This is a genomic window from Ruegeria sp. AM5, assembly GCF_056540645.1.
Genome location: NZ_JBQFXC010000004.1, coordinates 227,515 through 240,264, shown reverse-complemented (window position 1 = coordinate 240,264; position 12,750 = coordinate 227,515). Strand labels below are relative to the sequence as shown.

Annotated in this window: 17 protein-coding genes; 8 read left to right on the top strand and 9 right to left on the bottom strand. The window is 58.0% G+C overall.

Annotated features, from left to right (window positions below):
• Nucleotides 1-77 precede the first annotated feature (77 nt).
• Nucleotides 78-1,373, bottom strand: coding sequence for a short-chain fatty acyl-CoA regulator family protein (locus tag ACR0AH_RS12715; RefSeq protein WP_480592186.1), 1,296 nt, complete (start codon nucleotides 1,371-1,373; stop codon nucleotides 78-80).
• A gap of 176 nt (nucleotides 1,374-1,549) precedes the next feature.
• On the opposite strand from ACR0AH_RS12715, the gene ACR0AH_RS12710 reads away from it, so the two are divergent.
• The 4 genes from ACR0AH_RS12710 (at nucleotide 1,550) to aat (ending at nucleotide 4,770) form a co-directional block, all read left to right on the top strand.
• Nucleotides 1,550-2,086 carry a helix-turn-helix domain-containing protein gene (locus ACR0AH_RS12710; RefSeq protein WP_170397176.1) on the top strand — a complete coding sequence of 179 codons (537 nt, stop codon included), beginning with the start codon at nucleotides 1,550-1,552 and terminating at the stop codon, nucleotides 2,084-2,086.
• 149 nt (nucleotides 2,087-2,235) lie between these two features.
• Nucleotides 2,236-2,730, top strand: coding sequence for an acetyl-CoA carboxylase biotin carboxyl carrier protein (accB, locus tag ACR0AH_RS12705; RefSeq protein WP_170397178.1), 495 nt, complete (start codon nucleotides 2,236-2,238; stop codon nucleotides 2,728-2,730).
• Nucleotides 2,731-2,739: 9 nt separating this feature from the next.
• Nucleotides 2,740-4,086, top strand: a complete 1,347-nt coding sequence (accC, locus tag ACR0AH_RS12700; RefSeq protein WP_170397180.1) for an acetyl-CoA carboxylase biotin carboxylase subunit — start codon at nucleotides 2,740-2,742, stop codon at nucleotides 4,084-4,086.
• A 51-nt stretch (nucleotides 4,087-4,137) separates the two neighbouring features.
• Nucleotides 4,138-4,770: a leucyl/phenylalanyl-tRNA--protein transferase gene (gene aat / locus ACR0AH_RS12695; protein WP_170733223.1), complete on the top strand. Its 633-nt coding sequence runs from the start codon at nucleotides 4,138-4,140 to the stop codon at nucleotides 4,768-4,770.
• On the opposite strand, the gene ACR0AH_RS12690 is transcribed toward aat, so the two are convergent.
• The 6 genes from ACR0AH_RS12690 to ACR0AH_RS12665 form a co-directional block, all read right to left on the bottom strand.
• Nucleotides 4,734-5,093, bottom strand: coding sequence for a DUF2155 domain-containing protein (locus ACR0AH_RS12690; RefSeq protein ID WP_170397184.1), 360 nt, complete (start codon nucleotides 5,091-5,093; stop codon nucleotides 4,734-4,736). The genes aat and ACR0AH_RS12690 overlap by 37 nt on opposite strands.
• Nucleotides 5,090-5,542, bottom strand: coding sequence for an outer membrane lipid asymmetry maintenance protein MlaD (gene mlaD / locus ACR0AH_RS12685; RefSeq protein ID WP_170597024.1), 453 nt, complete (start codon nucleotides 5,540-5,542; stop codon nucleotides 5,090-5,092). The genes ACR0AH_RS12690 and mlaD overlap by 4 nt, the downstream gene beginning before the upstream one ends.
• Nucleotides 5,543-5,552: 10 nt before the next feature.
• Complete coding sequence (locus ACR0AH_RS12680; protein ID WP_170597023.1) at nucleotides 5,553-5,936, bottom strand: NADH:ubiquinone oxidoreductase subunit NDUFA12; 384 nt, start codon at nucleotides 5,934-5,936, stop codon at nucleotides 5,553-5,555.
• A 79-nt stretch (nucleotides 5,937-6,015) separates the two neighbouring features.
• The gene (locus tag ACR0AH_RS12675) at nucleotides 6,016-6,378 is read right to left on the bottom strand and encodes a RidA family protein (protein WP_170397754.1); all 363 of its coding nucleotides are present in this window, start codon (nucleotides 6,376-6,378) and stop codon (nucleotides 6,016-6,018) included.
• 62 nt (nucleotides 6,379-6,440) lie between these two features.
• Nucleotides 6,441-7,706, bottom strand: a complete 1,266-nt coding sequence (clpX, locus tag ACR0AH_RS12670; protein ID WP_170397188.1) for an ATP-dependent Clp protease ATP-binding subunit ClpX — start codon at nucleotides 7,704-7,706, stop codon at nucleotides 6,441-6,443.
• A gap of 136 nt (nucleotides 7,707-7,842) precedes the next feature.
• Nucleotides 7,843-8,475, bottom strand: coding sequence for an ATP-dependent Clp protease proteolytic subunit (locus ACR0AH_RS12665; RefSeq protein ID WP_039970058.1), 633 nt, complete (start codon nucleotides 8,473-8,475; stop codon nucleotides 7,843-7,845).
• 309 nt (nucleotides 8,476-8,784) lie between these two features.
• Between ACR0AH_RS12665 and ACR0AH_RS12660 the strand changes: the two genes are divergently transcribed.
• The 3 genes from ACR0AH_RS12660 to ACR0AH_RS12650 all read left to right on the top strand — a co-directional run bounded on the left by ACR0AH_RS12660 (nucleotide 8,785) and on the right by ACR0AH_RS12650 (nucleotide 10,620).
• On the top strand, nucleotides 8,785-9,126 hold the full coding sequence (locus ACR0AH_RS12660; RefSeq protein ID WP_170397190.1) for an ArsR/SmtB family transcription factor: 342 nt from the start codon (nucleotides 8,785-8,787) through the stop codon (nucleotides 9,124-9,126).
• A 99-nt stretch (nucleotides 9,127-9,225) separates the two neighbouring features.
• Nucleotides 9,226-9,363: an entericidin A/B family lipoprotein gene (locus ACR0AH_RS12655; RefSeq protein WP_010443271.1), complete on the top strand. Its 138-nt coding sequence runs from the start codon at nucleotides 9,226-9,228 to the stop codon at nucleotides 9,361-9,363.
• 828 nt (nucleotides 9,364-10,191) lie between these two features.
• Entirely contained in the window at nucleotides 10,192-10,620 is a 429-nt protein-coding gene (locus ACR0AH_RS12650; RefSeq protein WP_480592184.1) for a hypothetical protein, read from the top strand.
• 82 nt (nucleotides 10,621-10,702) lie between these two features.
• On the opposite strand, the gene ACR0AH_RS12645 is transcribed toward ACR0AH_RS12650, so the two are convergent.
• Nucleotides 10,703-11,152 carry a hypothetical protein gene (locus tag ACR0AH_RS12645; RefSeq protein WP_170466098.1) on the bottom strand — a complete coding sequence of 150 codons (450 nt, stop codon included), beginning with the start codon at nucleotides 11,150-11,152 and terminating at the stop codon, nucleotides 10,703-10,705.
• A gap of 130 nt (nucleotides 11,153-11,282) precedes the next feature.
• Entirely contained in the window at nucleotides 11,283-11,603 is a 321-nt protein-coding gene (locus tag ACR0AH_RS12640) for a hypothetical protein (RefSeq protein ID WP_170397195.1), read from the bottom strand.
• A 186-nt stretch (nucleotides 11,604-11,789) separates the two neighbouring features.
• Between ACR0AH_RS12640 and ACR0AH_RS12635 the strand changes: the two genes are divergently transcribed.
• Entirely contained in the window at nucleotides 11,790-12,737 is a 948-nt protein-coding gene (locus ACR0AH_RS12635; RefSeq protein WP_480592182.1) for an aldo/keto reductase, read from the top strand.
• Nucleotides 12,738-12,750: the final 13 nt, after the last annotated feature.

Genomic DNA, 12,750 nt, shown 5'->3' with positions numbered 1-12,750 from the left:
TTTGCATATCCTCCCCATGACGGATTGCACGTCCGGCCACCCGTCCAGCCCAGATTAAGCGCTGTGTCACGAAACTGTCAAAACCCTTCGCTCAGGATCGATGGCTCGCGCCGCGCGCTGCATTCGCGTTTCGGGCATATCCGACAACTGGCTCCGGCTTGCGCCGCGTTTTCCGCAGGCTGCACCGTGTCTTCGACCGGCAGCACCAGCATGACCGATCGGTAGACCGGCTCGGCTCCGAATTCCTTAGCTGGCTGAGGGGTTGCGATTGCAAAACACTCAAACTCAGCAGCAGTTCGACCAAGCTGAACGACCCGTTTCCGGATCGGGACCAAGGGCCGATTCAAGGCGGTGAACAAGGGCCAGAGCGGACAGGCCTCGCCATGGCGCGGCAGGGCAAACCCCGGCGCGGGTTTAAAAAACAGAACGCTGCCGGAGGCGTCGCAAATCACCAAGCCAGCCGGACGCGCCAGCGTGCCTTCAGGCAGAAAGGCCAACCGTCGCAGCACCGTAGCAAGGTCCACTGAAAACACCGCCGCCAACGCCAGAGGATCGGGGTTTGCTGCATCCAGCGCGGCACACACCTGATCCAGCGGCATAGCGCGCGCGTCGGCGGCATAAAGGTCCAGCAACCCCGAAGCCACAGTGTTGGCCGCAGCGGAATCGAGCCCATCCAGCGGCACTTCGGTCAATTGCCCACCGGCTTCGAGTTCCGGGAAATGATATCCTTGCTCGGCAAAAAACGCCTCGACCGCGTCCAGTGGGATACCGCGCAGATCGCGCTGCCCGTCACTGTCATCCAGATAGGTCACCAGCGCTTTGGAGCTTTCGGCCAGTCGTTCGGCATCCTGATGCAAGTTGCGATGGAAACGGTCGCGCCATTCCGGTTCGATCTCTCCCGGTTCAGCCAAGATTGCAGCTGTTGAGCGGATGGCGGCGGCGGTCGACAGCACCTCGTGCATTGAGGCCGCCAGATGCGGGTCATGGGTCAGTCGGTCGGAAAGAACTTCGACAGTGCGCTCCAGCGACACTACGCGGCGATGCATCTGCGCCAGAACACCCGACCAACCGGGAAAGCGGCCGGCGAATTCTTCCAGCCCGTCCACCTCGGCCTTTTGGCCGACTGCATCCGCCGCGGCCTCGCGCAGAGCGGCGATGAGCGTCTCTTCGATCCCTTGAGTCAGCAGCGACGGCTCGACGGACAAAGCCGCCGCGATATCGACAAGCAGTTTGCCCCCAATGCGGCGGCGGTTGTGCTCGATCAGGTTCAGATACGATGCCGAAATCCCCACCTGCCGCGCCAGTTCCGCCTGTCGCAGCCCAGAGATTTGCCGTCTTTCGCGTATCCGGCTGCCGGTCAGCGTGTCGCGCATGGCGTTTATGTCCTTGGCTACTGCGGCTGCATTTTCAGATTAACTAAGTAATTATTATCTGTTGCCGACTAATTTTCAAAGAAGATTTACAACTTTGACAACGGCCAGAGAAAGAAACCCACCCTTTCCTGCCGCCCACCCTTCTCTTTCGACGCAATACCCGTCACCATAAGAACATGAGCGATCCCGCCTTTGAATACGCCCCCATCGGCCTTGTTGAGCTTGAGAACCGGATCATCCGACGGTGCAATCTGCAATTTGCGCGGACCTTTGGCGGGGATGAGGTTGACTATCGCAACATGCCCCTGCTGCATCTTTATCCTTCGGTCGCCGATTGGGAACGGATCGGCGCGCGTAGTCTGCAGGTGATGCGCGATACAGGCTATTACACAGACGAACGGGTGATGCGGCGACGCGACGGTGACCTGTTCTGGTGCCGCGCGCGGGGGCGTTCGCTGACGCCAGACGATCCGTTCCGGCACGGGATATGGAGCTTTTCGGACATCTCGGAAGAGCGCCCCTTGGTGCAATTGACAACCCGCGAACGCGAAGTGGCCATCCTGTCATGCCGGGGTTTATCCGCGAAGGAAATTGGCGTTGAACTTGGGCTAAGTTACCGCACGATCGAGGCCTATCGCGCCCGACTTTTGGAAAAATACGGAGCCCGCAAGCTACCAGAACTGGTCGCAAAATTGTCTGGAACGCCGCTGTAATCGCGACAGCCCTCGTAATTCGCGCAAAACCCCCCATTTGGCAGGCTTAGACGGCGCTTTTCATGGCCGTCTGCATGGCTTATAACCCTGCGTAATCAAACCAAGCCCGCAGCAAACAGACGGGCATAGGGGAACCTTCGAGGACACTCATGACAGATACCAAACACGAAGCGGATGTCGCGTTTATCAAGGCACTGGCCGAACTGCTGCGCGAGAATGACCTGACCGAATTGCAGGTCAAGCGCGAATATGGCGAGGAAGACAGCCTGAATGTCCGTGTCAGCCGCATGTCGCAGACCGTGGCCGCTCCGGTTCAGGTTGCGGTTCCTGCGGCTGCACCGGTTGCCGCACCTGCTGCCGCGCCGGCCGCTGCCGAAGCACCCGCTGCCGTGGATGATCCCGCCAGCCATCCAGGCGCTGTGACCTCGCCCATGGTGGGTACGGTTTACATGCAACCGGAACCGGGCGCGCCTGCGTTTATCTCGGTCGGTGCATCGGTCTCGGAAGGTGACACGCTATTGATTGTCGAAGCCATGAAGACAATGAACCACATCCACGCACCCAAGTCGGGCACCATCAAACGCATTCTGGTCGGCGATGGTGATGCTGTGGAATTCGGCACGCCTCTGGTCATCGTTGAGTAAGGCGGGCCCATGTTCGACAAAATCCTGATTGCCAACCGAGGCGAGATCGCCCTGCGTGTGATCCGTGCTGCGCGCGAGATGGGGATCAAGACGGTTGCCGTGCACTCCACCGCCGACAGCGATGCGATGCATGTGCGCATGGCGGACGAATCGGTCTGCATCGGCCCCCCGCCCAGCCCGCAAAGCTATCTGTCCGTGCCCGCGATCATCTCGGCCTGTGAAATCACCGGCGCGCAGGCGATCCATCCCGGCTATGGCTTCCTGTCCGAGAATGCCGAGTTCGTGCAGATCGTCGAAGATCACGGCATTACCTTCATCGGACCCACCGCCGAGCATATTCGTGTCATGGGTGACAAGATCACCGCCAAGGACACGATGAAGGAACTGGGTGTACCTTGCGTTCCCGGTTCGGACGGCGGCGTTCCCACGCTGGCCGACGCCAAGCGTATCGGCGAGGAATTCGGCTATCCCGTGATCATCAAGGCCACCGCCGGCGGCGGCGGTCGCGGCATGAAGGTGGCACAAAACGCCGATGAGATGGAAAGCGCCTTCATGACCGCACGCGCCGAGGGCAAGGCCGCCTTTGGCAATGATGAGGTCTATATCGAGAAATATCTGACCACCCCCCGCCATATCGAGATTCAGGTCTTCGGCGATGGCAAGGGAAAGGCAGTGCATTTGGGCGAACGCGACTGTTCGCTGCAGCGTCGCCACCAGAAGGTGTTCGAAGAAGCCCCCGGCCCCAGTATCACGCCGGAAGAACGTGCGAAGATCGGTAAGATCTGCGCCGACGCGGTCGCCAAGATCAACTATATCGGCGCGGGCACCATCGAGTTCCTTTATGAAAATGGCGAGTTCTACTTCATTGAAATGAACACGCGTCTACAAGTGGAACACCCCGTGACCGAAGGCATCTTCGGCGTCGATCTGGTGCGCGAACAAATCCGCGTCGCCGCTGGTGAGGACATGTCGTTCGGTCAGGACGATCTCGAGATCAATGGCCACGCCATCGAGGTTCGCATCAACGCGGAAAAACTGCCGAACTTCTCGCCCTGCCCGGGCAAGATTACGGCCTATCACGCGCCAGGTGGTCTGGGCGTGCGGATGGATTCCGCGCTCTATGACGGCTATTCGATCCCGCCGTATTACGACTCGTTGATCGCCAAACTGATCGTTCAGGGCCGTGACCGGGCTGAAGCTTTGGCCCGTCTGGAACGTGCTTTGGGCGAGTTGATCGTCGACGGTATCGACACCACCGTGCCGCTGTTCCACGCCCTGCTGCAGGAACCTGACCTGCACAGCGGCGAGTACAACATCCACTGGCTGGAGCACTGGCTTGCGGAGAACATGGCCTAATCTGACCAAAGGGCCGAAGGATAACCCCCCTTCGGCCCCGAGGCACCCGGCATGAGCCTTTCCCCTGAACTTCTGCTCCATGGCTATTCCATCGGCATTTTTCCGATGGCCGAGCATCGCGACGACCCCGAGTTGTTCTGGGTCGACCCGAAGTTTCGCGGCGTGTTCCCTCTGGATGGGTTCCACATCTCCCGCAGCCTAGCGCGGCGTATCCGGACCTGTGGGTTTTCGGTAAGCATCAATCGCGATTTTGCGGGCGTCGTGGATGGCTGCGCCGACCGATCGGATACCTGGATCAATCCCGAACTGCGCCGTCTGTATCAGGAACTAAACCGGACCGGCCGCGCGCATTCCCTCGAAGTCTGGGACGGCGCTTCACTGATTGGCGGCGTTTACGGCGTAGTCCTCGGCGCGGCCTTTTTTGGCGAAAGCATGTTCTCGCGTCGCACGGACGCATCGAAGATTGCACTTGCCTATCTGGTGGATCGACTGCGCCAAACCGGGTTCACGCTGTTCGATACGCAGTTTCTGACGGCGCATCTGGCCTCGTTAGGCGCGATCGAGATCCCGCGTGCGGTTTATCATAGCGAATTGAAACAAGCGCTTGACCTGAAAGCAGATTTCACCGCTGATCTGCAGCAGACCCCTCAGGGTGTGATACAACGGATCACCCAGACATCGTAGCGGGCGTGATCCAACGCGTTCAGCGCGGGTGAGGTCGCAATCATCCAGCCATCAAACAGCTGCTGCGCCTTGCCCTGTTCCCAGATAGTCAAATAGGCAAAGGCGTCACCTGTCGGGTTTTCGGCTGGATAGCGACAATCACCCAGCGCGACATCCAGACCAAAGACCGACGTGGTCTCGCCGTTCTGCATTTCGATGTCCACCGTCTGCCCGCTGACCTTGTCCAACCCGCGCAACATGGCGCCGGGGCCGGATTCGACCTTTTGCTGCGCAGCAGCTCCGGTTGCGGTGACTATCAGAGCCACCAGTGCAGCGCGGATCATTCGCTTCCGTCCCCGGCCACGAATTTGACCAGCAACGAGATCAGGCTGACCGCGCCTTGCGTATCGGTAATCTCATCACCCGCCTCAAAATAGAACGGGGAACCGCCCGGCATAACCTCAACAAAGTTGCCACCCAGCAAGCCTTCGGAAGAAATCACAGCGGCGCTATCGTCTGGAATAAGAACACCATCTGCCACGGAAAATCGGGTGTCCGCGCGGTACGTATCAGAGTTTAGCGTAACGCCAGTCACCGTCCCGATCTTGACCCCGGCAAGGCGTACATCCGTGCCGACGCCCACACCTTCGAGCGAGCGGAAAGACGCGCCCAGCTCGTATCCTGCGCCGGATTGAGACAGGCCTGTGGATTGGCTGGCGTAAACACCGAACGCAATGGCGCAGGCCAGCACGGCACCGCCGACGATAACTTCGGTCTTCGTGTGATTAGACATCTGGCCTCGCTTATTCCGGGCTCCACGCCTCGTAATCGCTACGTTCAACCGGATCGGCACGACGCAGAGAACCGGCAGGTGCATAGGCCAGCACGGTGCCGGTCAGATTCTCCTGATGCGGTTTTTCCCAGGACTTGTGCGCCAGAGGTTTATCGGTTGGCGGTTCATCCCATGTGCGGTGCAGCCAGCCATGCCAATCGGGATCGATCCGGCTGGCCTCGGCTTCGCCATTGAAAATCACCCAGCGCTTGCTGTCGTCAGCATTGCGATAGAACACGTTGCCCTCGTCGTCCTCACCGACCTTGATCCCCTTGCGCGCAGTGTAGAACTGCGTGTTCAGGGTGGCCCCGTTCCACCAGGTCACGGCCCGCAAAAGACTGTTTAGGATTCCCATCGGCTGCCTCCGGCATTTCTGTCCCCGAAGATATGGACCAAAGGCACGCTAAGGTCCAGTACTGCCAGCGCTACCTGCGTCATTCCGGCAGGATAGCGGTGACTTCAATTTCAATCCGGTATTTCGGATCGATCAATCCGCATTCGATCATCGTCGCTGCAGGAGGGTTCGCACCAAAGGTTTCGGCCAGAATGGGCCAGCAAGGTTCAAATTCGGTTCGATCCGGCAGCATATAAGTGATGCGCACGACATCAGAGAATGAAGCACCCGCCTCGGCCAGCGCGTTTTCGATGATAGACAGCGCCGAGCGGCATTGCTCCACGACCGTTTCACCTTGCCCAACAGTTCCCGCAACATGAACCCAACCACCCGCGACAACCGCGCGGCAATAGCCAACCTTGGCTTCAAACTCACCACCCGAAGAGATACGTCTTACTGTCATCGTGTCCTCAAACGAAAACGGCGCGGACATTGCCGCGCCGTGTGTGCATTGATCTATGCGGTTCAACCCGCCGAAGCCGATTCCGCCGCGTCTGCGTAGATGATCAATGGCTGAGAGTCCGACGTCACAGCCTCTTCGTTGACCACAACTTCGGTCACGTTCTTCATGCCTGGCAGTTCGAACATTGTATCCAGCAGGATGTCTTCCAGAATAGAACGCAGACCACGTGCACCGGTTTTACGCTCGATCGCTTTCTTGGCGATCGCCTTCAGCGCATCATCGGTAAAGGCCAGTTCCGCATCTTCCAACTCAAACAACCGCTGGTATTGCTTGACCAGAGCGTTCTTCGGGCTGGTCAGGATGGTGACCAAAGCGTCTTCGTCCAGATCTTCCAGCGTCGCCAGAACCGGCAGACGGCCGACGAATTCGGGGATCAGGCCAAATTTCAGCAGGTCTTCGGGTTCCAGATCCTTGAAGATCTCGCCCACGCCGCGCTCGTCATTGTCACGCACGTCGGCACCAAAGCCCATGGCCGAGCCTTTGCCACGCTGTGCAATGATCTTGTCTAGTCCGGCGAATGCACCGCCACAGATGAACAGGATGTTCGTGGTATCCACCTGCAGGAATTCCTGCTGCGGATGTTTGCGCCCACCCTGCGGCGGAACGCTGGCCACGGTGCCTTCCATCAGTTTCAGCAGGGCCTGCTGAACGCCCTCGCCCGATACATCGCGGGTGATCGAAGGGTTTTCAGACTTGCGGGTGATCTTATCGACCTCGTCAATATAGACGATGCCGCGCTGTGCGCGTTCGACATTGTATTCGCTGGCCTGCAACAGTTTGAGGATGATGTTTTCAACATCTTCACCCACATAACCGGCTTCGGTAAGCGTGGTCGCGTCCGCCATCGTAAACGGCACGTCCAGAATCCGCGCCAGCGTTTGCGCCAGCAGGGTTTTGCCGCAGCCGGTGGGGCCAATCAGCAAGATGTTGGATTTTGCCAGTTCTATATCGCTGCCCGCTTTCTGGGCATGATTGAGACGCTTGTAGTGGTTGTGTACCGCAACCGACAGCACCCGCTTGGCGGTGGCCTGACCGATCACGTAGTCATCCAATACTTCGCAGATATCCTTGGGCGTTGGCACACCGTCCGAGGATTTCAGACCACTGGCCTTGGTTTCCTCGCGAATGATATCCATGCACAGCTCGACACACTCATCGCAGATGAACACGGTCGGGCCTGCGATCAGCTTACGCACCTCATGCTGGCTTTTGCCGCAAAAGCTACAATAGAGCGTGTTCTTGCCGTCACCGCCTGAATTCGTCGCCATGCTTTACCCCTCGGGCTCCGTCTCAGCGGCCCCTCTCAAGGGCCGCGCTTGCCGTATATGCCTGCAGCTTAGGCCAGCGTTCTGGCAGCTACAATCTCAAAATCATCCCTCACGCCGGACGCGCGCGGATTTGAACCTAGGCCTCGTCACCATCCATCTTGGCGCGGTTCTCGACGATCTCGTCGATATGGCCCCAATCCTTGGCCTCTTCCGGGCTCATGAAATTGTCACGATCCAGCGCCTTTTCAACCGCCTTTTTGGTCTGCCCGGTATGGCGCACATAGATGTCATACAGGCGATCTTTCAGCTTTTGCGTCTCGGCCGCGTGGATCATGATGTCGCTCGCCTGGCCCTGATAACCGCCGCTGGGCTGGTGCACCATGATCCGGCTGTTAGGCAGCGAAAAGCGCATTCCCTTCTCGCCCCCGGCCAGCAGAACCGAACCCATCGACGCCGCCTGACCGATCACCAATGTGGAACATTTCGGCTTGATATACTGCATTGTGTCGTAAATCGACAAACCACTGGTGACCACGCCACCGGGAGAGTTGATGTAGATCGAGATTTCCTTGTTCGGATTTTCCGCCTCAAGGTGCAGCAGCTGAGCGACCACCAAATGGCTCATACCGTCATGGATGGGGCCGTTGATGAAAATGATCCGCTCTTTCAGAAGGCGCGAGAAGATGTCGTATGCGCGCTCGCCCCGGCTGGTCTGCTCGACGACCATGGGGACGAGTGTGTTCATATATGTATCAACTGGATCGAACATTCGGAACCTGCCTGTTTTGCGATGGATCGGGACATTACCCGAAGAGTAGTTACCCGAGTCTTAGTGCCGCCACAGGGGGGCTGCAAGGGGGGCCGAACGTTCCCACGAATTCCGTCTACCTGCACGACCCGAATGCACACGCCGCTACAGGTCGGTTGACGGATTGCGCGGAAACGTGCTGGTTACATCACGCTATTTTGATCCATGCATATGGAAATACATGCCTGGAAATTGTACCAAGAGTTCTCGCTGCGGATGCGGCGCCAGTCAGGCGCCGGGATTCGGCGGCACTAACGAGGGAATACGATCATGGCTTTTCCGCAAATGACCGAGGATATGTCACCCGGCGACCTTGACCGGATGGTTGAAAACGCGACGCGCGCATCGAACTTTCTGAAAGCCATAAGCCACGAAGGGCGTTTGATGATCCTGTGTCACCTCGTCTCGGGCGAGAAATCCGTTACTGAACTGGAACAATTGCTATCGGCCCGCCAAGCCGCCGTTTCTCAGCAACTGTCGCGGCTCAGACTTGAGGGGCTGGTTGTTCCTCGTCGCGAAGGCAAGGCGATATATTACCGGCTGGCAGATGATCGACCAGCCCGAATACTGGAAGTGGTGTACGAACTGTTTTGCGCTCAGGATGCGACCTGAGCCTAGTATTTAGCCCTTCGAAATCGGCCATGCAAAACCTGTAGCTATGGCCCGGGAAAGCTGCTAGTCAATTCGAAACAAGCACTTATGGAGCAACCGATGATCCGCGCAATTCTGATTGGCCTGGCCCTGTTCACCTTGACCGCATGCGAAACCGCAAAGGGCGCTGGCAAAGATATCGAAAACGCCGGAGATGCCATCCAGAACGCGGCCGAGGACGTGCAGGAAAACATCTGATCGTGACGGGATGTTGCGTTCAGGCAACGCTTACCCGCAATATGTAGTTGCCACACCGACTCAACCCGAGTAGTGTGCCGGTACAGGTGCATAGACGCGGCATTGCATTTCTGACACTTTGACGGGGTTCTTTTGCGCAAGCGAAAGAACCCCGTTCTGGTCCGGAGGGTGGTGCGTGATAGCCTGTATGAACCTTGGGTTCTCAAAAAGGAAAAGGCGTCAGGTGCTCAGACGCGGTCTTTGCATGCATCCTTGCGGACACTCCTGACGCCTTGCCGGTCCGTTCCGCCCGAGGGGCTTCTCGGTCCAGTTGCCTCGGCCCCCGAAGGGACTTTGGCCACTGCCACACGCGCTATGTCGCGTCGCAGTCCGCACGGACCTTCTGAGAGGCTGAGCATCTAACCCGAACCGAAGCCCAGACCACCTGCTCCACCACCGGTAAGCCATTGCAACTAAAAACAAATCCTAAAATCCGCCTTAGCTGCCGTGGCCCCCTTGGCCCTTGCGTCCCGCCCCTGTTCCGAAGATCAGAAGCAGTAACCAGACTGTTACATCAGCGTCATGATCCGGCAAGAAAATAGCACTGCAGCATAAAAATTAGACGGGGATAAGCTGTTGATATCCGCCGGGAGAGCCATGTGGATAACCCGAGAATTCGCGTCATCGCGCAGGCTTGGGGATGGAAAAAGTCAAATATGGATCGCGGGCCAGAATTCGCTTGATTTCTGCACCTGCGAAGGTCCCGTGCGCTGAATTAGGGGGGTATTGTCCGAGTTGTACAACACTAAAGCCCCCAATCTTTCGAATCGTACAACCGGAGATTCGCCTATGCGCCTGACCATTTCTCAAGCCCGCGCCCGTTTGGGCGAACTGGCCACCTTGTCGCAAGACCCCCGGCAAGTGATCGTGCTGACCCGTTATGGCAAACCGATCGCCGCACTGGTGTCGATGAACGAGGCGCAGCGGATTTGGGAGTTACTGGATGATGACACCATCGGACGTAAACACCCGCTCAACGGGCTGCGCGGGTGGTGGTCGAAGGGGCGTGGTATTCCGGGGATGGAACCTGGGCCGGACGGTTCTTACCTCACCGCGCGCGACGCCGCGCTGAAGGTCCGCGAGATCCAGATGACCCGTGCCGAGGAACGCCGCATTCTCAAACGCGGGGGTCTGGACCCTGTCGCGGGCGGCGAGATCGCCGCCCGGCCCGTCGCCTCCCTGTGGAGACTGTTGTTTATGAGAAGCGCTCCGACCTGAACGGGGTACCTACTACTCCTGCCGCAGTCACAAATCTCAGCGGCATTAACCCCCTTTAACATCCGATCGGGCCGGAAACGCTTCAGTTCACCTGACGTTCCAGAACTGTGCTGTAGGTCGTTCCGTTCCGCAGGCTACGGAAATCGGCAAAGATCTTGCCGTCCTCGTACCGCGCATCGATCAACGCATTGGCGCCAATCACCAGCGGGGAAGTTTCAACGATGCCGATCGAGCCAGACCCATCGAGGCTGATGGTTCCGGTGGCCTCGTATTCATTCCATTCAGTGTCGCCATCCCGACGCCACTTGCTGGGCCCCCAGAAAACATTGTCTTCCTGCATCTGGACGTCGAGCATCCATTCGGCCTGATTAAAGCGGGGCTGATCGCCCTTGTAATAATGGCTGGGCTGCACGGTCGTGTAAGACCCGACCCACGTGCCGCGCAGATCCGGTGTGGTATCGGCCAGTGCTGCGGTTCCGAGGGCGAGGGACGTGGCCAGAGCGGCGGCTCCGGCAGTCATGTATCTGGTCATGGGGATCTCCTCCTGAAAGCGACCCTTTGAAGTTCAAAAGCGAACATCCTTGCTGTGGCATACAGATTGGGCGGAGGTGCGCCGGTTACAACTTACCTAAGGGAAACTTCATGAACCGGTAATGTTTGCGTCAGGCCCAGGCCAGCGCAGTGCCGAGGATGACCAGACCGATACCTGCCGCCTCGCGATACGAGAAGTTCTCGCCGAACAGAAAGAATGAGGCGATGGCGATCAGAACCACTTCGGCCCCAAGAATGCCGGTATAGATGATGCCCAGCCGTTCCTCGCGCAGAGCGGCGAGTTCGAGCGTGGCCCCGGCCAGCAGGGTCGCGACGATCAGTAGACCAAGACCCACGCCGGGGAGTTTCCACCAGAACTTCATCGCGATCATGGCAACGGAATAAAGGCCTGCTGATCCAAAAGCGATAAGGGGAACAAGCGATGTAGACATAAGGGCCTCCTGCAAAGGTTGCCGTTGGGTCAACTGTAGCAGATGGGCTGATTTAGGGCTGTGAGGTGGGTCACAGTTCCAGGTTTCATTCTCGCTTTTCTTCTAGTGTTTTTTGCCCCCGAACTTGCAGTGATGGGTCGACCTGTTCAAAATTCAATTATTCATATGCGACTGGGGAGGGGTGCAATGACAACACTTTGCGAAATAGGTCAAACCGGAGTGCGAATCCCACGAATTGGCTTTGGATCAACCGGTATAGGCAACATTCCACAGATTTACGGTTACGAAGTTGATGAGAATAGGGCGCGCGAGACCATACGTGCCATACTTGCCCGGCCCGACGGTTTTATCGACACCGCCCGAGGCTATGCGTTGGGGCGTAGCGAGGAGCGCATCGGGAGTGTCATCCGTGAACTCGGTGGCTGGCCGAAAGGCCGCGTTCTGTCCACAAAAGTAGACCGTGACATGGAAACGAATGTTTTCGACGCCGCCCAAGCGCGGCGGTCCTTTGAACAAAGCCTCAAGGCTCTTGAGGTAGATCGCGTGGACATCCTTCATCTGCACGACCCGGAATACGCGGGTGACGTAACTGAGATTACCCGCAGCGGAGGTGCGCTGGACGAATTATTCAAAATTAAAGAGGAAGGATTGGCAACTGCAGTTGGTCTGGCGGGCGGGCAGTTGGATGTGTTGATGCCAATGCTGCGCGAACGGGATTTCGACGTGGTGATGACTCACAACCGGCACACGCTTGTAAACATGAATGCGGCGCCGCTGATCGAACTGGCCAACTCGAAGGACGTTACGGTATTGAACGCAGCGCCTTACGCCGGCGGAATCTTGGCCAGAGGCAGCGCAATCCATCATTTCTACGTCTATCAGCCATCAACAGAAGAAACGCTCGCACCCGTGCGCGCGGTTGAGGAAATCTGTGCCCGCTATGACGTGCCCTTAGGCGCCTTAGCGCTGCAATTCTCGATGCGGGACGCAAAAATTGCGTCAACGGTGTGTGGAGTGACTTGGCCACAGCATGTGAGACAAACACTCGAATGGGCGGATTGGGATATCCCAAGAGCGGTTTGGAGTGAACTCGCGGAACTTGGTCAGAGTGACGCTGATCCTGAGGCCGTATAGAACCGATCAACGG